A 17,893-nucleotide genomic window follows, 5' to 3' on the forward strand; every position below is an offset into this window, starting at 1 on the left:
AAGAGGGACAGGACCGCCTCCGGAAGCGCCGCGTCCACCCCCGCGTCGCGCGTCGTGTGCACGATGTGGTCGACGCTCGCCGTCCCCATCGCGAGCTTGTCGACATCGCCGTCATGCCGCCCGGCGTCGAGCCGAGGCGTGTAGAAGGCCATGAAGTTGGGGAGCGAGGTGGCTATCGAGCTGGCGTACGGCAGGAACTCCTCGGCCGTGATGCCCTGCGCCTCGGCCACCGTGACGGCGTGGAGGTAACCGGTCATGGCGGTCCAGAAGATGTCCATCATGATCTGGTAGTAGAGAGCGGCCAGCCCCGGGTCGGCACCGCGGTAGTCGGTACCGGTGATGACCTTGAGGGTCTCCTCGTGGGCCTCGAAGACATCCTTGGGCCCACTGTAGAACGTGCTGGACTCAGGCCGGCCGATGCCCGACGGCGGCACCTGCACCCCGCCCGTGAGGTGCTCCGCACCGTGCCGACCCGCCCACGCCGCGGCCTCACGGGCACGCTCCGGCGTGTCCGAGCTGAGGTTCACGAGGACGCGGCCGCGCAGTGCCGAAACAGCGGGTTCGAGAATCGCGTACATCGCGTCGTAGTCGGTCAGGCTGAGGACGACCAACTCGTTGGCGGCCAGCGCCTCCTCGACCGTGGCGGCGCGCTCGGCGCCCTCGGCGACCAACCCGTCCGCCTTGGCGGCGGTGCGGTTCCACACGGTCACGCGGTGACCGGCGGCCAGGAAGGCCTCGGCCATCGCCGTACCCATGGGCCCGAGGCCGATAACGGTGACGGACTGCCGCGAAGGCTGCGAAGGCTGCGAAGACATGGAGATGTACCCCCTCTAGAACGAACGCTCTATCTAGAGAAGAACCTAGCACGACCCCTGGAACGAACGCTCTATTCGATACGCTGACGAGATGAAGGCCACCACGCAAACAGAGCAGACGGCGCAAGCGGCGCAAACAGCCCCGAACGACACCCTCGGCACCCGCGAGCGGATCGTCCGGGCCGCCTCACGGCTGATGCAACGTCAGGGCTACGAGGGGACCGGGATCAAGCAGATCTCCCGGGAGGCGGAGGCCACGCTCGGCTCGGTCTACCACTTCTTCCCGGGTGGCAAGCAGGAGCTGGCCACGGAGGCGGTCCGGTACGGGGACCGGGAGTTCGCCGACACCCTGCGGGCGGTGCTGGACAGCGAGGAGGACCCGGCGGCGGCGGTGGCCGCCACGGCACGGGTCGTCGCCGAGGAACTGCGCGCCTCGGACTGGATCGACGGCTGCCCGGTCACGGCGACGAGCCTGGGCACGGCGACGACCGCCCCCGACATCCAGCAGGCGGCCGCGGAGGCGTTCGCACGCTGGCGGGGCCTGATGGAGGACCGGCTCCGCCGCGCGGGGATCGGTGAGGAGGACGCGCACGACCTCGCGCACACGGTGATCCACACCTTGGAGGGCGCGGAGCTGGCGGCTCAGGTCGCGCGGAGCGACGAGCCGTTGCTCATCGCAGGGCGGCACCTGGCCCGGCTGGTCAATTCCTATCGCTGATCCGTATACGCCGAACACATCCGTGCGGCGAAGTCGGCGGAGCCGGCAAAGTCGGAAAAGTCGGCAGAGCCGCAACAACACAGTCCCGCGCCCCGCACGGGGCGCGTCACCGCGTCAGGCCGTGCCGTGCGGCCGCGCCACCGCACCGCCCCCGGCCGCCGACGGCCCGAAGACCTCCCCCGCCAGAGCCCGCCGCATGCCCTCGACCAGTTCGGCGCCCGTCGGCGCGCACCCGGGGTCGATGATCCACTGGACCCACAGGCCGATGAAGAGGGTGTGGTAGAAGACGCCCGCGGTACGCCTCACCTCCTCGCTCACCTCACCGTCCTCGACACCCTCGAAGACCGCGACCATGCCCTCGCGGCCCTCGGGGAAGACTCCGGCCAGCCACTTCTTGAGCTCCGGGTTGGCACCCAGCTGCCCGACGACCTCCAACTGGACCTCCCAGAACTTCCTGCTCTCCTCGAAGCCCGCGATCAGCGTGTCCCACCTGGCCGCGAGGAGTTCCTCCCGGGAGGTGCCCACGGGAACCCGCGCCACCATGGCCCGGCCCATCTCGTCGCCCCACTCCTCGGTCATCTTCATGAACGCCGCCATCATCAGCGCGTCCTTCGACCCGTAGTGGTAGCCGATCGAGGCGAGGTTGGCGCCGGAGGCGGCGACGATGTCGCGCGCGGTCGTGCGCACCCAGCCCTTCTCCAGCAGGCAGGCCTTCGCACCCTCGAGCAGATCTTCGCGATGTCCCATGTCAGCAGCCTAACGGCCACCTCATACACCCGTACAGGACAAGCGTCTCACACACCCGTCCTACACGAACGTCCTACACGAACGTCATAGACAAGCGTATAAGACGCTCGTATATTCCTCGGCATGACGAACCCCAGCACTCGTGCGGGGCGCAAGGAATGGACGGCCTTCGTCGTCCTGCTGCTGCCCCTCCTCCTGGTCTCGATGGACGTATCCGTCCTCTTCTTCGCCGTCCCCGTCATCAGCGAGGAGCTCGCGCCGAGCGCGACGCAGCAGCTGTGGATCTTCGACAGCTATGCCTTCGCCCTCGCCGGGCTGCTGATCACCATGGGGTCGCTCGGCGACCGGATCGGCCGCCGCAGGCTGCTGCTCCTCGGGGCGGTCGCGTTCGGCGCGGCCTCCGTGGCCGCCGCCTACGCCCGGAACGCGGAGATGCTCATCGCGGCACGGGCCGTGCTCGGGGTCGGCGGCGCGACGCTGATGCCGAGCACGATGGCGCTGGTGCGCACCATGTTCCGGGACGACGCCCAGCGCACGAAGGCGATCGGCATCTGGTCCGGGGCCATGGCGGGCGGCATCGCGCTCGGTTCCGTGCTCGGCGGGCTGCTGCTCGACCACTTCTGGTGGGGTTCGGTCTTCCTGGTCAACGTGCCGGCGATGGTGCTGCTCCTGGTCCTCGCGCCGGTGCTCGTACCGGAGTCCAAGGATCCGGCGCCCGGCCGGTTCGACCTGCTGAGCGTGCCGCTGTCGATGGGCGCCGTACTGCCGGTGATCTACGGGCTCAAGGAGATCGCCGCTTCGGGGTTCACCGCGCCCCGGGCGCTGTGCGTGGCCGCGGGCGCGGTCGTGGGCGCCGTGTTCGTCCGCCGTCAGCGCACCCGGGCGGACGCGATGATCGGCCGCGCGCTCTTCCGGCACCGCGCGTTCGGGGCGGGCATCGGCATCAACACGGTCGCCGCGTTCGGGATGATGGGCTCCGCCTACTTCACGTCGCAGTACCTCCAGTCCGTCCTGGGCAAGAGCCCGCTGGAGGCGGCGCTGTGGGGCACGCTCCCGTCGCTCGCGGTGGGTGCCGCGGCGCCGCTCGCGACGGTGGCGGGCCAGCGGCTGCCCAAGTACCGCGTCATAGCCGCCGGTTTCGTCATCGGCGCCGCGGGCTACGCGCTCCTCACGCTCTGCGGGCCCCGCTCCCTGGTGCTCACCCTCGTCGCGTCGGCCGTCGTGAGCTGCGGCATCGTCACCGTGATGGCCCTGGTCTCGGACATGGCGCTCGGCACCGCGCCGCCGGAGAAGGCGGGCAGCGCCGCCGCCCTGCTGGAGACCGGCCAGGAGTTCGGCGGCGCGCTCGGCATGGCGCTCTTCGGCAGCGTCGGCACGGCCGTCTACCGCCGCGACATCACCGATTCGTTCCCCGCCGGGCTGCCGCACGGCGTGCTGGAGGCGGCACGCGAGACACTCGGCGGGGCGGTCGGCGCCGCGTCCGGGCTGCCGGGACGGGCCGGGCACTCCGTACTGGCCGTGGCGCGCGAGGCGTTCACGCACGGCATGAACATCGCCGCGGTCGCGGGCACGGCGGTGCTGCTGCTCTCGGCGGCCCTGACCGTGGCCGTGCTGCGGGGCGTCCGCACGGAGGCGTGATCCCACGCCGGGGCTTCGCCCCTGGACCCCTTTTCGTCCGCATCCGGGTGGGTCGGGTGCGCCCACCGGGGTGCCTCTTGTGCCCCGCACGCGCCTGCGGGTCCATTGTGGCCGGTCGCGCCCACGCGGCGGAGCCGCAGATCGATGCAGCCCCGCGCCCCTTACGAGACCCCGTCGACGTACGCGGCCAGGCCGTCCAGCAGCCGCAGCAGGCCGAAGTCGAACAGGGCGTCCAGGGCCAGGGCCGCCTCCGGGCCCCGGCCCGGCTCCAGGGCGAGGCCCCGGACGTAGCCCGCCAGCGTCCCGGTGATGTGCCGTACGGCGCGCGGGTGCAGCCCCAGGCGTATCAGCGGTTCCGCCGCCCACTCCTGATGCGGGAACGGGAGCCGGGCGCACGGCACCGCCCCCGCGAGCCAGGAGTGGCGCCGGTAGAGCGCCCACTGGCGGCGCGCGGCCGACTCCAGGCGCCCCCGCCAGTCGGCCGGGACACCGCCCGGCGGCCCCGCCGCACCGAAGACGGCGTCCGCCATCAGGCCGACCAGCCCTTCCTTGCTCGGCACGCAGCGGTACAACGCCATGGTGGGGACGCCCAGTTCAGCGGCGACAGCCCGCATGGACGGGGTAGTGGTGCCGTCGGCGTCGGCGATGGCCACGGCGGTGCGGACGACGCGCTCCCGGGTGAGCAGGGGCACGGTCTCCCGGCCCCTCTCCCGGCGCGCCGCCCGCACCACCCGCGCCGGGCGCACCCGCGCCGGGCGGCCCCGCGGGGCACCGGCGGGCGGCGCCTCGACGACGGTGCCGACGCCGGGCACGGCCCGGACGAGTCCTTCCCGCCGGAGCACCGCGAGGACCTTGCTCGCGGTGGCCGTCGCGACGCCCCATTCCTGAGTGATCTGACGTGTGGAGGGCACCCGGCCGCCCGCGCGGAGTTCGCCGGAGGAGATGCGGGCGCGGAGTTCGGCCGCGATGCGGAGATACGGGGCCGGTGGCCCCGCTTGAGGCAGTGCACCCATGCGGCAAAGGGTGAACTTCACACGAGCCGCCCGCAAGCGGCCCACAAGAACGGCATGATGATAGGACCGCCGAAAAGGCAGGGAACTTCGCCGACTTTTCCCCGCTCTTTCTCCCCTTTCTTCCCTCCTTTCCCTCCCCTTGAGCGCGACACCGGCGCCGACCTGCGACGAGGGGCGCTCGGCAACCGCCATTGGTCGGTACAACTGTCGCCGCGCGCGCCGTGCACCACCGACGCCTCCACTCGGCCGGACCCACCCGTTTGCTGCTCGACGGGACGCGGGGAATCTCCGGACAGGCCACGCGCAAAGCCACGGCCGAGGGCCGGAGATCTGCGGGGTGCCTGCTGGGGGGAGTGATTCCATGGCATACGCACGCATGCTGCCCCCACCACCTTCTTGCTCGTTCCTCCCTCCCGGGCCACGGGTGTGCGGGACACGACCGGGAAAGGTCCCGTTACCTCCACCGTGCCGTCCGCCCGCGAGACAGCCACCGAGGCGATACCGGAGGGACTGCCTCTTATGACCACCCTTGACCTCGCGACCGCCCATCTCGATCTCCCGTCGATACGGAATCGCGTCGACATCGCCCTGGGCGACTTCCTCGACGGAAAGGCGCGGGCCGCCGCCGCGAACCGGCAGCCGCCCGAAGTCATCGATTTCCTGCGGAGCTTTCTCTTTTCGGGCGGAAAGCGTCTCCGCCCTCTGCTGTGCGTCATCGGCTGGCACGCCGCGGGAGGACACGGCTCCCCGGCGCCGCTGCTGCGGGTGGCGTCCTCGCTGGAAATGTTCCACGCGTTTGCGCTCGTCCACGACGACATCATGGACAATTCCGCGACGCGGCGCGGCCGTCCCACCGTCCACCGCGCCTTCGCGGAGCACCATCGCGCGGGCCGCAGGGCGGCCGCCGCCGACCGTCTCGGCAGCAGCGCGGCCATCCTGATCGGCGACGTCGCCCTGGTCTGGTCGGACGAGCTCCTGCACACGGCGGGGCTGCCCACCCCGCAGCTCACCGAGGTGCTGCCGCTCGTCGACGCGATGCGCACCGAGGTGATGTACGGCCAGTTCCTCGACCTCGTCAGCACCGGCCGCCCCACCACGGACACCAAGCGGGCACTGGCGATCAGCCGCTACAAGACCGCCAAGTACACCGTCGAACGGCCCCTTCACATCGGGGCCGCCCTCGCAGGGGCCAGCAGGGCGTTCCGGGCCCGCCTGAGCGCGTACGCGCTCCCGCTCGGCGACGCCTTCCAACTGCGCGACGACCTTCTCGGCGTCTACGGCGACCCGGCCGTCACGGGCAAACCCGCCCTGGACGACCTGCGGGACGGCAAGCACACCACCCTCGTGGCCCTCGCCCTCCAGCGCGCCGACCGGACACAGCGGCGCACCCTGCGCAAGCTGCTCGGCGATCCGGAACTGGACGACTCGGGGGCCGACCGGGTGCGCCGGCTGCTCGACGGGACCGGGGCCCACGCGACCGTCGAGCACCTCATCCGGATGCGCCGCGCCCAGGCCGAGGAGGCTCTCGACCACAACGTTCTCCCGCCCGCCGCGGACAGTGCGCTGCGCGCGCTGGCCCGTGACGTCACGATGAGGTGCGCATGACGATGACGACAACCGGCCCTCTCACACGGCGCCCCGCGCCCGGCACGCCGTACTGCCTGCCCGTCCTGGACATCCGGCTGCCGACGCTGTGCAGTCCGTACTGCGCGGAGGCGGAGCACGTCACGCACGAGGAGGAACGCCCCCTGCTGGCCAGCTACTTCGGCGGCGAACGGGCGGCCCTCCGCTATCAGAAGCAGCGTGCCACGCACTGGGCCTGCCTGTGCTTCCCGCGGGCGTCACGGGAACGGCTGCTCGACATGCTCCCGGTGATGCACCCCCTCGCGCTCATGGACGACGTCTTCTCCCTGCCCGCGGTCCGGGGGGACCACGAACGGATCCAGCGCTACCGCGAGCTCTTCGAGGCCGCCTGCGCGGGACAGGCGGTCCCGCCCGGCCTCCCCGAGGTCCGGCTGGTGCGGGACACGGTGCCGCGCGCCGTGGCGCACATGCCCTCCGGCCTGGCCGCGCGCTATCTCGCCGGGCTGCGCGACATCGTCGTCCGGACCGCGGCACAGAGCGCGGGACACGACACGCACACGCTGCGCACGCTCGACGCCTATCTGAAGGTCCGCAGGGTCGACGTCTTCGGATTCTGGTCCGCGCACCTCGTGGAATACACGGCCGAAGTGGATCTGACCGAAGAGCTGGTCCGGTACGAGGATCTGGCCACGGCCCAGGAACTGGCCATCGACAGCCTGATCTGGGTGAACGACCTTTATTCCTTTCCCAAGGAACTGGCCCGCGGGGATTCCCTCAACAGCGTATGGATCTTGATGGACGTCCAGGAAAGGGAACTGCAACAGGCCGTCGACGAGGTCGCCCGACTGGTCGAGGACACCGAGCGGCGATTCGTCGCGACGTGCGCGCGGATCGGGAAAGGCCCCTTGGGCGGCAGGCCCGACGTCCGCCGTTATCTCACCGATCTCGGATATCTGATGACGGGAAATCTCGCCTTCCACCGGATGGCCACCCGCTACCACGGCGACGACTACGCGGGGGACGGCGCCCTCTCGGGCCCACGGACCCTGCGGCCGATCGTGTCCACGGCGACCATCGACCACACCCCTTCGGACGACTGACATCTGGGAGGAAGACGGTATGACGGCACGCCTCCGGGCCACTGGGACGACAGCGAAGGAGCCGGACACCGTACGCGCGCCGGGAGCGGTCCCCCTCGCGGGGCACACCCTGCGGCTGCTGCGCGACCCCCTGGGCTTCCTGCTGGCCCAGCACGGCGGCGCCGAGTCGGTGGAGCTCCGGCTCGGCCTCCGGCCGGTGTATCTGCTGACCCGCGCGGAGACCGTACGCCGGGTGCTGGTCACCGACCAGCGCCACTACGACAAGGGCGGGCCGATCATCGAGGGGGCGCGTCCGCTGTTCGGCGACGGCCTGGGGACGTGCCCGCGCAGCGAGCACCGGCGGCAGCGTTCGCTGCTGCAGCCCGCCTTCCACTCCGCGCGCATCGCGGCCTACTCCCCCGTCATGCAGGCGTGCGCCGAAGAGGTGGCGGGTTCCTGGCAGGACGGCCGGACGCTCGACCTGGGCCGGGAGATGTACCGGATCGCGGCCCGGGTCATCGGGCGGACCCTGGCGTCCGACCCGGCCGCCTCCCGGCTGGTCCAGGACATCGAGGAGGCGCTGCCGACGCTGATGGGCCACGGCTTCCTGCGGGTGGTCGTCCCCTGGTCCCTGCCCCACGAACTCCCGCTCGCCGCCAACCGGCGCTACCAGGAGGCCCGGTCCGTCGTACGCGCCTCCATCGACGACACCATCGCCGCCTACCGCCGCTCCGGTACCACCCGCACCGACCTGCTCGGGCACCTCGTGACCGTACGGGACGAGCACGGCGCCGGGCTGGACGACCGGGAGATCCACGACCAGATCATGGTGATGCTGATCGCGGGCATCGAGACGACGGCCACCGCGCTGGGGTGGACGTTCCACCTGCTGGGGCGGTCACCGGAGGCCGAGCGGCGGGTGACCGCCGAGATCGACGCGGTGCTGTGCGGCCGGTCCCCCACCGTCGAGGACCTGTCCCGGCTGCCGTACCTGACCCGGGTCTTCACGGAGGCGCTGCGGCTCTATCCGACCGTGCCGCTGCTCAGCAGGGTCGCCACCACCGAGGTGACCCTCGGCGGACGGACGCTGCCCGCCGGTACGGAATTCTTCCTCAGCCCTTACTGTCTGCACCGCGACCCGGAGGTGTTCCCCGAGCCGGAACGGTTCGATCCGGACCGCTGGCTGCCCGAGCGGGTCGGGCCGGAGCAGCGCCGGGGTTTCCTCCCCTGGGGGGCGGGCGCGCGCAAGTGCATCGGCGACACGTTCTCACTGACCGAGGCGTCGCTGGCCCTCGCGACGATCCTCCGCGACTGGCGACTGCGGCCTGACCCCGCGAGTCGGGTCACCCCGACGGTGCGCTTCAGCCTGCACCCGTCGGGCCTGCGCATGACGGCGCACCGACGCAGTTCCCCGCACCCCGCCAGGGGCGCGGGGAACTGCGCGACCGGCCACGACGCACCCGCAGCCGCGCGCCAAGCGCAAGACGCACCCCGGTAGGCGCCGGGGCGAAGCCCGAAGCGGGGCCTCCCGGGGGCGGAGCCCAGGATCGGGGTCCGGGGCTCCGCCCCCGGGAGGACAACTGCCGGTCTCAGTCCGTCAGGTCGACCGACCTGGCGGACGCGGCTCCGATTTCCTGGGAGATCTCCGCGAGGACGGACGCCGGGATCGACTCGTCGACCGTGAGGGCGACGAGCGCCTCGCCACCCTCCCGCGCCCGCGCGACCTGCATGCCGGCGATGTTGATGCCCGCCTCGCCGAGGATGCGGCCGAGCGTGCCGACGACGCCGGGGCGGTCGGCGTAGCGGAGGAAGGCCATGTGGTCGGCGAGCGCGAGGTCCACGTCGTGGTCGTCGACGGCGACGATCTTCTGCTGGTGCTTGGGGCCCGCGAGCGTGCCGGAGATGGAGACCTCGTCACCGCCCGAGAGCATGCCGCGCACGGTGACCACGTTGCGGTGCTCGGGCGACTCCGAGCTCGTGGTGAGGCGTACCTCGACGCCGCGCTCCTGGGCGAACAGCGGGGCGTTGACGTACGACACCGTCTCGTCGACGACGTCCTCGAACACACCCTTGAGCGCGGAGAGTTCGAGCACCTTCACATCGTGCTGGGTGATCTCGCCGTACACCTCGACGTCGAGCCGGACCGCGACCTCGCCCGCGAGCGCGGTGAAGATGCGGCCGAGCTTCTCGGCGAGCGGCAGGCCCGGCTTGACGTCCTCGGCGATGACGCCGCCCTGGACGTTGACCGCGTCCGGCACCAGCTCACCGGCGAGCGCGAGCCGCACCGACTTCGCGACCGCGATGCCCGCCTTCTCCTGCGCCTCGCCCGTGGAGGCGCCCAGGTGCGGGGTGGCGACCACGTTGTCGAACTGGAACAACGGCGAGTCCGTGCACGGCTCCTGGGCGTAGACGTCCAGGCCCGCGCCCGCGACCCGGCCCTCCTTGAGGGCCCCGGCCAGCGCCGCCTCGTCGACGATCCCGCCGCGCGCGGCGTTGACGATGCGCACGCTCGGCTTGACCTTGCGGAGCGCCTCCTCGCCGATGAGGCCGAGGGTCTCGGGGGTCTTCGGGAGGTGGACGGTGATGAAGTCCGCGGTCTCCAGCAGCTCGTCCAGCGTCAGCAGCTTGACGCCCATCTGCGCGGCGCGCGCGGGCTGCACATAGGGGTCGTACGCGACGATCTTCATGCCGAAGGCGGACATGCGCTGCGCGACGAGCACGCCGATCCGGCCGAGGCCGACGACGCCGAGGGTCTTCTCGGAGAGCTCGACGCCGGTGTACTTCGAGCGCTTCCACTCGCCGTTCTTCAGGGCCGCGTCGGCCTGGGGGATGTTGCGGGCGGTGGCGATCAGCAGACCGCAGGCGAGCTCGGCCGCGGTGACGATGTTGGAGGTCGGGGCGTTCACGACCATCACGCCCGCCTTGGTGGCGGCGGCGACGTCCACGTTGTCCAGGCCGACGCCGGCGCGGGCGACGACCTTCAGCCGCTTCGCGGCCGCGACGGCCTCGGCGTCGATCTTCGTGGCGCTGCGGACGAGCACGGCGTCCACATCGGCGATGGCGGGCAGCAGGGCGGCGCGGTCGGCGCCGTCGCAGTGCCGGATCTCGAAGTCCGGGCCGAGCGCGTCGACGGTCGCGGGCGAGAGCTCTTCCGCGATGAGTACGACGGGTTTACGGGGCGAGGCAGCAGTGCTCACGGGGTCCTCACTAGTCCTTTGCGGACGGCCGTCCCGACGGCCGCAGGCGGTGAAGGGCAGCCGCGTGTGACGCACGACGCTGTGAGCCCGGCGCGGTGTTGCTCCGCAGTGTATCGGGGCCGGGGCCCGGCTCCAGGGGGTCTGCGCAAACCTCGCAAACCTGCCCGGAGCCGGGCCCGTACGCCCGGTGCGGCCTACTGCTTGTCGTCGACCCAGCTCATCAGGCGGCGCAGCTTCTTGCCCGTGGTCTCCAGGAGGTGGTCCTGGTCGGCCTTCTTGTACTCGTTGTACTTGGGCAGGCCCGCCTCGTACTCCTTCATCCAGTTGGTGGCGAAGGTGCCGTCCTGGATCTCGCCCAGGACCTTCTTCATCTCGGCCTTGGTGGCGTCGGTGACGATGCGCGGGCCGGTGACGTAGTCGCCCCACTCGGCGGTCTCGGAGACCGACCAGCGCATCTTCTCCAGGCCGCCCTCGTACATCAGGTCCACGATCAGCTTGAGCTCGTGGAGGCACTCGAAGTAGGCGATCTCCGGCTGGTAGCCCGCCTCGACCAGCGTCTCGAAGCCCGCCTTCACCAGAGCCGACGCACCGCCGCAGAGCACGGCCTGCTCACCGAACAGGTCGGTCTCGGTCTCCTCGGTGAAGGTGGTCTTGATGACGCCGGCGCGGGTGCCGCCGATCGCCTTGGCGTAGGAGAGGGCGAGCTCGAAGGCCTTGCCGGTGGCGTCCTGCTCGACGGCCGCGATGCACGGCACGCCGCGGCCCTCCTCGTACTGACGGCGGACCAGGTGGCCCGGGCCCTTGGGGGCGACCATGCAGACGTCCACGCCGGCCGGGGGCTTGATGAAGCCGAAGCGGATGTTGAAGCCGTGGCCGAAGAACAGGGCGTCGCCGTCCTTCAGGTGGTCCTTGACGGACTCCTCGTAGACCTTCGCCTGGATCGGGTCCGGCACCAGGATCATGATGACGTCGGCCTCGGCCGCGGCCTCGGCGGGCGTGACCACGCGCAGGCCCTGCTCCTCGGCCTTCTGCTTGGACTTGGAGCCCTCGTGCAGGCCCACGCGGACATCGACGCCGGAGTCGCGCAGCGACAGCGCGTGGGCGTGGCCCTGGCTGCCGTAGCCCAGGACCGCGACCTTGCGTCGCTGGATGATGGACAGGTCGGCGTCGTTGTCGTAGAACAGCTCGGCAGCCACTGAGGTATCTCCTTGTTTCCGGGTTTCCGGTTGTGCGTCCCACCGTATGACGGGTGGGCAGGGGGACGGGAAAGGGTCTGCGGGCGGCACGGGCGGCGGTGTGCCCGCGCCGCGGGGTCAGGCCGTGCGGTCGAGTGCGCGCAGGCTGCGGTCGGTGATGGAGCGGGCGCCGCGCCCTATGGCGATGGTCCCGGACTGCACCAGTTCCTTGATGCCGAAGGGTTCCAGCATCTTGAGCATCGCGCCCAGCTTGTCGCCGCCGCCGGTGGCCTCGATGGTGACGGCCTCCGGGGAGACGTCGACGGTCTTGGCGCGGAAGAGCTTGACGATCTCGACGATCTGGGAGCGGGTCTCGTTGTCGGCGCGGACCTTCACCAGGACGAGCTCGCGATGGATCGCGGAGCTGTCCTCCAGCTCGACGATCTTCAGCACGTTGACGAGCTTGTTGAGCTGCTTGGTGACCTGCTCCAGCGGCAGCGACTCGACGTTGACGACGATGGTGATGCGGGAGATGTCCGGGTGCTCGGTGACGCCGACGGCGAGCGAGTCGATGTTGAAGCCGCGGCGGGCGAACAGGGCGGCGATCCGGGTGAGGATGCCGGGGGTGTTCTCCACGAGGACGGAGAGCGTGTGCTTGGTCATGGTCTCTTTTCTCTCCTGGCCTCAGTCGTCTTCGCTGTCGCCGAAGTCCGGGCGGACGCCGAGCGCCGCCTGGATCTCGTCGTTGGAGGTGCCGGCGGCCACCATCGGCCAGACCATGGCGTCCTGGTGGACGATGAAGTCCACCACGACCGGGCGGTCGTTGATGGCGTTGGCCTTCTCGATGACGGAGTCGAGCTGGGCCGGGTCCTCGCAGCGCAGGCCCACGCAGCCCATGGCCTCGGCGAGCTTCACGAAGTCCGGGACGCGGGTGCCCGCGCAGCGCTCCGTGCCGGGCCCCGTGGCGGAGCCGCCGTCGGACACCGCGGAGCCGGTGTGCAGCACGGTGTTGGAGTAACGCTGGTTGTAGAAGAGGGTCTGCCACTGGCGGACCATCCCCAGCGCGCCGTTGTTGATGATGGCGACTTTGACGGGGATGTCGTTCAGCGCGCAGGTGACGAGCTCCTGATTGGTCATCTGGAAGCAGCCGTCGCCGTCGATGGCCCACACGGTGCGCTCGGGCAGGCCCGCCTTGGCGCCCATCGCGGCGGGCACGGCGTAGCCCATGGTGCCCGCGCCCCCGGAGTTGAGCCAGGTGCGGGGCTGCTCGTAGTCGATGAAGTGCGAGGCCCACATCTGGTGCTGGCCGACGCCCGCCGCGTAGACGGTGCCCTCCGGCGCGAGCTGACCGATCCGCTGGATGACCTGCTGCGGCGAGAGACTGCCGTCCGCGGGCTGGTCGTAGCCGAGGGGGTAGGTGTCGCGCCAGCGGTTGAGGTCGCCCCACCAGGCGCTGTAGTCGCCGATGTGGCCCTCGGCGTGCTCGGCCTGGAGCGCGACGATCAGGTCGGCGATCACCTCGCGGGCGTCGCCCACGATCGGCACGTCGGCGGCGCGGTTCTTGCCGATCTCGGCCGGGTCGATGTCGGCGTGCACGATCTTGGCGTACGGGGCGAAGGAGTCGAGCTTGCCGGTGACCCGGTCGTCGAAACGGGCGCCGAGCGCCACGATCAGGTCCGACTTCTGCAGCGCCGTGACGGCGGCGACGGAGCCGTGCATGCCGGGCATGCCCAGGTGCTGCGGGTGGCTGTCGGGGAAGGTGCCGAGCGCCATCAGCGTGGTGGTGACGGGGGCGCCGGTGAGCTCGGCGAGCACCTTGAGCTCCGCGGTGGCCCCGGCCTTGAGCACCCCGCCGCCGACGTAGAGCACCGGCCGCCTGGCCTGGGTGATCAGTTTGGCGGCCTCGCGGATCTGCTTGGCGTGCGGCTTGGTGACCGGCCGGTAGCCGGGCAGGTCGGTGTGCGGGGGCCAGCTGAAGACCGTCTGCGCCTGGAGGGCGTCCTTGGCGATGTCGACGAGCACCGGGCCGGGCCGTCCGGTGGAGGCGACGTGGAAGGCCTCCGCGATGGTCCGCGGGATCTCCGCCGGGTCGGTGACCAGCCAGTTGTGCTTGGTGATCGGCATCGTGATGCCGCAGATGTCCGCCTCCTGGAAGGCGTCCGTGCCGATCGACTTGGAGGAGACCTGTCCGGTGATGGCGACCAGCGGGACGGAGTCCATGTGGGCGTCGGCGATGGGGGTGACGAGGTTGGTGGCGCCCGGCCCCGAGGTGGCCATGCACACCCCGACCTTGCCGGTGGCCTGCGCGTATCCGGTGGCGGCGTGACCGGCGCCCTGCTCGTGGCGGACGAGCACGTGGCGGACCTTCGAGGAGTCCATCATCGGGTCGTAGGCGGGGAGGATCGCACCGCCGGGGATACCGAAGACGACCTCCGCCCCCACCTCCTCGAGCGAGCGGATGAGGGACTGCGCGCCCGTGACGTGCTCGACGGTGGCGGGCTGCTGCTGCGCCGCGCCGGTACGGGCCCGCGGCTGCGGATGGTGGGCCCCGGTGGCCTGCTCGGTCATCGACATTCTCTTCTCGAAGGAGGTTCGAACAGTAGGGATTCGACGGTTTCGACAGCTTCGGCGGGTGGGCGGTTCAAGGGGTTTTGCGTGGTTCCGTGCACTTCCAGTGCAACAAAAAACCCCTCGTGCCGGAAGGCAAGCGAGGGGAGCGCGTCGGTGTGGTCAGCAGGGCTTCATGAGCGGCCTGCTTCAGCCGACGCGCTGTCCAAGTACGAGAATTCGGGTGCGCATGGGACCGACCCTCCACCCGTCGGCCCGGGAGTGTCAAGTGGGTGGGATCGGCGTCTCAGTATTTGAGCGCAATGGAGCATGGGCGAGGGATCCGGCGCCGCCTCCGGCCCCCGAGGGGATGCCCGGGACACCTCCCGAGGACAGGCCCGGGGAGAGCGCCGAGGAGAGTCCCGAGGAGACCCCCGACGCCATGACTCCCGAGACTCCCGAGACGACGACGGCGGCGGCCTCGACCGGCGGCGCGCCGCCGACCAGCACTCCTCCGCCCTCGGCGGCGGGGCGGGGCACGGGGTAGCTGCCGAGATCGAGAGCGTAGCGCAGCCGGTGCTCGTCGAGCGGGCCCGCGAAGGCCTTGCCCAGGGCGTGGGTGCAGCCCATGGCCCGCAGGGCGAGGGCCTGCGCGGGCAGGTCGACGCCTTCGGCCACGGACTGCATCCCGAGGTCGGTGGCGATCCTCAGCAGCCCGGCCGTGATCTTGTGCAGCCGGGCGGACTCCACCACGCCGTCGACGAGCCCGCGGTCGAGCTTGAGCGTGTCCACGGGGAGCCGCCGCAGCGCGCTGATCGCCGCGTAGCCGCTGCCGAAGCCGTCCAGGGCGATCCGCACGCCGAGCCTGCGCAGGGCGGACAGCCGCCGCTCCAGCTCGTCCAGCGGGACGCGGGGATCACTTCCGGTCAGCTCCAGGACCAGGGCGCCCGAGGGCAGACCGTGGTGGATGAGCAGCCCTTCCAGGTACTTGGCCGGGAGCGACTTGTCCATCAGCCGGGTGGCCGACAGCTGCACGTAGACGGGCACGTGGTGGCCCGCCCGGCAGCGCTGGGCGGCCTGCTCGACGGCCTTCTCCAGCGTCCAGCGGCCGAGTTCGGCGCAGCGCGCGGCCTCGTCCCCGCGCTCGCTCTCGGCGACACGCAGATACTCGGCGGGAGTGAACAGTATCCCCTGGGCGGAGCGCCAGCGGGCCTGCGCGGCGACGGCGGTGACCCGCCCGGTCTCCAGCTCCACGACGGGCTGGTGCAGCAGCGTGAACTCACCGTCGTGCAGCGCGGTGCGCAGCCGGGTGGCGAGCTCGGTGCGGCGCACCACGTCGGCCTGCATCTGCGGCGCGTAGATCTCCACGCGGCCCTTGCCCGCCTGCTTCGCGCGGTACATCGCAAGGTCGGCGTTGCGCATCAGGACGCCGGGGGTGATGCCCGGCTCGGCGAAGGCCACGCCGATGCTGGCGGCCACCCGGACCTCGGTGCCCCCTTCCACCGTGTAGGGCTGGGAGAGGGTGTGCCGGAGGCGGTCGGCGATCTCGTGGATGCGGTACTCGCGGGCCGCGGGGTCGCGGGTGCCGTCGCCGACGATGAGGGCCGCGAACTCGTCGCCCCCGAACCGGGCCGTGCTGTCGCCCGCGCGCACGGAGTCCTGGAGGCGACGGGCCGCCTGCACCAGCAGCTCGTCGCCGGCCTGGTGACCGACGGTGTCGTTCACCGCCTTGAAGCCGTCGAGGTCGATGAAGAGCACGGCCGTCCCGGCGTCGGTCGCTCTGCGGCCGGTGAGGGCCTGCTGGACACGCTTGGTGAACAGGGCGCGGTTGGGCAGGTCGGTGAGCGGGTCGTGCTCCGCGGTGTGCTGGAGCTGGGCCTGGAGCCGGACCCGCTCGGTGACATCGCGGCTGTTGAAGATGAGGCCGCCGTGGTGGCGGTTGACCGTGGACTCGACGTTGAGCCACTCGCCGTCGCCGGAGCGGAAGCGGCACTCGATGCGGGTGGTGGGCTCCTCGACGGGAGGTGCCGCGAGGAAGCGGCGCACCTCGTGGACGACCCGCCCCAGGTCCTCCGGGTGGATGAGCGAGGCCAGTTCGGAACCCTCCAGGTCCTCGGCGTCGCGGCCGTAGACCCCCGCGGCGGCCGGGCTGACGTAGCGCAGTATCCCGGTGGGCGCGGCGATCATGATGACGTCGCTGGAGCCCTGGACCAGGGACCTGAAGTGGTCTTCCCTGTGGGCCAGTTCCTGGGTGAGCGAGATGTTGTCGAGCAGCATGATGCCCTGGCGGATGACGAGCGCCAGGACGACCGTGCAGCCCGTGAAGAGCACGACGCGGTCGACGCGGTGGCCGTCCAGGACGTTGTAGAGGATGCCCAGGGTGCAGACGGCCGCGGCCAGATACGGCGTGAGCGCGGCGAGCGAGCCCGCGATGGGCCTGCTGGGGTGGGACGTGTGGCGGGCGGAACGCCCGCTGCCCGTGCCGCCGTCGTCCTCCTCCCGGGCCACCCAGGGCGCGTACGCCATCAGGAGATAGCCCGCGAACCAGCCCGCGTCGAGGATCTGGCCGGAGCGGTAGTGCGAGCGCAGCAGCGGCGAGGTGAACAGGGCGTCGCACAGGACGGTCAGCGCGAGGGCCGCGATCGCCGTGTTGATGGCGGAGCGGTTGGCGGTGGAACGGCGGAAGTGCAGCGCCAGGACCATGGACACCAGGGCGATGTCCAGCAGAGGATAGGCGAGCGAGAGCGCGGCGTGGGCGACGCTCTCGCCCTGGAAGTGCGCGGTGTGCGCGAGCGCCAGGCTCCAGGACAGGGTGAGCAGGGAGCCGCCGGTCAGCCAGGCGTCGAGCGCGAGACAGACCCAGCCCGCCCGGGTGACCGGGCGCCTGGCGAGGACGAGCAGTCCGATGATGGCGGGCGGCGCGAACAGCAGGAAGCAGAAGTCCGCCGGTGAGGGGGTGGGCACGCGCGCGTCGAGCACGACCTCGTACCACCCCCAGACGATGTTGCCCAGGCCCGCCATCGCGGAGGAGACCGCGAACAGCAGCCAGGCCGGCCGGAACCGGGTGCGGTGCGTCCTGCCGTACCAGAAGCAGGAGACGGCGGCGAGGGCCGCGGCTCCGCCGAGGCCGAAGTCGCCCATGGCGGAGGCCAGTTCGCTCGAACCCCAGCCGAAGGCGGCCCCCGTGGCATAGCCTCCGCAGACCAGGGCGAGCAGGAGCTGGGACGCGGGACCGGACCCGCCGGCCGCGCGCCGGGGCAGGGCCGCTCCTGGGGCGCTCACCGCGCCGCCGTCCCGGGCGAGACCCTGAGCCAGGCGAAGCGGACACGGAGCGCGGAGCGGTGCGGGCGGCGGGGCGGGTGCCGCGGTCGCGGCCGGGC

The 17,893-nt window shown here is 71.5% G+C and carries 13 protein-coding genes; 5 read left to right on the forward strand and 8 right to left on the reverse strand.

Annotated elements, in window-relative coordinates:
- Positions 1-815: NAD(P)-dependent oxidoreductase (locus K6I34_RS12815; protein WP_229325430.1), on the reverse strand; the 815-nt coding region annotated here is incomplete at its 3' end.
- A gap of 91 nt (positions 816-906) precedes the next feature.
- On the opposite strand from K6I34_RS12815, the gene K6I34_RS12820 reads away from it, so the two are divergent.
- Positions 907-1,533, forward strand: a complete 627-nt coding sequence (locus K6I34_RS12820) for a TetR/AcrR family transcriptional regulator (RefSeq protein ID WP_275127054.1) — start codon at positions 907-909, stop codon at positions 1,531-1,533.
- A 114-nt stretch (positions 1,534-1,647) separates the two neighbouring features.
- On the opposite strand, the gene K6I34_RS12825 is transcribed toward K6I34_RS12820, so the two are convergent.
- Positions 1,648-2,280 (reverse strand): TetR/AcrR family transcriptional regulator, encoded by a 633-nt coding sequence (locus K6I34_RS12825; RefSeq protein WP_229325432.1) that lies wholly within the window; start codon positions 2,278-2,280, stop codon positions 1,648-1,650.
- Between the two features lie 123 nt (positions 2,281-2,403).
- Between K6I34_RS12825 and K6I34_RS12830 the strand changes: the two genes are divergently transcribed.
- On the forward strand, positions 2,404-3,918 hold the full coding sequence (locus tag K6I34_RS12830; RefSeq protein ID WP_229325434.1) for an MFS transporter: 1,515 nt from the start codon (positions 2,404-2,406) through the stop codon (positions 3,916-3,918).
- A gap of 161 nt (positions 3,919-4,079) precedes the next feature.
- Here the strand turns inward: K6I34_RS12830 and K6I34_RS12835 are convergent, their stop codons facing one another.
- On the reverse strand, positions 4,080-4,931 hold the full coding sequence (locus K6I34_RS12835) for a GntR family transcriptional regulator (protein ID WP_229325436.1): 852 nt from the start codon (positions 4,929-4,931) through the stop codon (positions 4,080-4,082).
- Positions 4,932-5,450: 519 nt separating this feature from the next.
- Between K6I34_RS12835 and K6I34_RS12840 the strand changes: the two genes are divergently transcribed.
- The 3 genes from K6I34_RS12840 to K6I34_RS12850 are packed head-to-tail and all read left to right on the forward strand — an operon-like array spanning position 5,451 to position 9,092.
- A complete protein-coding gene (locus K6I34_RS12840) occupies positions 5,451-6,536 on the forward strand; it encodes a polyprenyl synthetase family protein (RefSeq protein ID WP_229325439.1) in 1,086 nt (361 codons plus the stop codon).
- Positions 6,533-7,615, forward strand: a complete 1,083-nt coding sequence (locus K6I34_RS12845; RefSeq protein WP_229325440.1) for a terpene synthase family protein — start codon at positions 6,533-6,535, stop codon at positions 7,613-7,615. The genes K6I34_RS12840 and K6I34_RS12845 overlap by 4 nt, the downstream gene beginning before the upstream one ends.
- A 19-nt stretch (positions 7,616-7,634) precedes the next feature.
- Positions 7,635-9,092, forward strand: coding sequence for a cytochrome P450 (locus K6I34_RS12850; RefSeq protein ID WP_229325442.1), 1,458 nt, complete (start codon positions 7,635-7,637; stop codon positions 9,090-9,092).
- A 91-nt stretch (positions 9,093-9,183) separates the two neighbouring features.
- On the opposite strand, the gene serA is transcribed toward K6I34_RS12850, so the two are convergent.
- From serA to K6I34_RS12875, 5 genes are all read right to left on the reverse strand, one after another.
- A complete protein-coding gene (gene serA / locus K6I34_RS12855; protein ID WP_229325444.1) occupies positions 9,184-10,791 on the reverse strand; it encodes a phosphoglycerate dehydrogenase in 1,608 nt (535 codons plus the stop codon).
- 194 nt (positions 10,792-10,985) lie between these two features.
- Positions 10,986-11,987 (reverse strand): ketol-acid reductoisomerase, encoded by a 1,002-nt coding sequence (gene ilvC / locus K6I34_RS12860; protein ID WP_229325446.1) that lies wholly within the window; start codon positions 11,985-11,987, stop codon positions 10,986-10,988.
- A 117-nt stretch (positions 11,988-12,104) separates the two neighbouring features.
- Entirely contained in the window at positions 12,105-12,629 is a 525-nt protein-coding gene (ilvN, locus tag K6I34_RS12865) for an acetolactate synthase small subunit (protein WP_121799972.1), read from the reverse strand.
- A 21-nt stretch (positions 12,630-12,650) separates the two neighbouring features.
- Positions 12,651-14,534 carry an acetolactate synthase large subunit gene (locus tag K6I34_RS12870; protein ID WP_229325448.1) on the reverse strand — a complete coding sequence of 628 codons (1,884 nt, stop codon included), beginning with the start codon at positions 14,532-14,534 and terminating at the stop codon, positions 12,651-12,653.
- A gap of 264 nt (positions 14,535-14,798) precedes the next feature.
- Positions 14,799-17,795 carry an EAL domain-containing protein gene (locus tag K6I34_RS12875; RefSeq protein WP_229325450.1) on the reverse strand — a complete coding sequence of 999 codons (2,997 nt, stop codon included), beginning with the start codon at positions 17,793-17,795 and terminating at the stop codon, positions 14,799-14,801.
- Positions 17,796-17,893 lie beyond the last annotated feature (98 nt).

It is taken from the genome of Streptomyces sp. UNOC14_S4 (genome assembly GCF_020740835.1).
Taxonomy (GTDB): domain Bacteria; phylum Actinomycetota; class Actinomycetes; order Streptomycetales; family Streptomycetaceae; genus Streptomyces.

What these genes read in the sequence shown, in the direction of transcription:
- K6I34_RS12820 (WP_275127054.1), top strand. Translation starts at nt 907, where the DNA reads ATGAAGGCCACCACGCAAACAGAGCAGACGGCGCAAGCGGCGCAAACA.
- K6I34_RS12825 (WP_229325432.1), bottom strand. Translation starts at nt 2,280, where the DNA reads ATGGGACATCGCGAAGATCTGCTCGAGGGTGCGAAGGCCTGCCTGCTG.
- K6I34_RS12830 (WP_229325434.1), top strand. Translation starts at nt 2,404, where the DNA reads ATGACGAACCCCAGCACTCGTGCGGGGCGCAAGGAATGGACGGCCTTC.
- K6I34_RS12835 (WP_229325436.1), bottom strand. Translation starts at nt 4,931, where the DNA reads ATGGGTGCACTGCCTCAAGCGGGGCCACCGGCCCCGTATCTCCGCATC.
- K6I34_RS12840 (WP_229325439.1), top strand. Translation starts at nt 5,451, where the DNA reads ATGACCACCCTTGACCTCGCGACCGCCCATCTCGATCTCCCGTCGATA.
- K6I34_RS12845 (WP_229325440.1), top strand. Translation starts at nt 6,533, where the DNA reads ATGACGATGACGACAACCGGCCCTCTCACACGGCGCCCCGCGCCCGGC.
- K6I34_RS12850 (WP_229325442.1), top strand. Translation starts at nt 7,635, where the DNA reads ATGACGGCACGCCTCCGGGCCACTGGGACGACAGCGAAGGAGCCGGAC.
- ilvN (WP_121799972.1), bottom strand. Translation starts at nt 12,629, where the DNA reads ATGACCAAGCACACGCTCTCCGTCCTCGTGGAGAACACCCCCGGCATC.
- K6I34_RS12870 (WP_229325448.1), bottom strand. Translation starts at nt 14,534, where the DNA reads ATGACCGAGCAGGCCACCGGGGCCCACCATCCGCAGCCGCGGGCCCGT.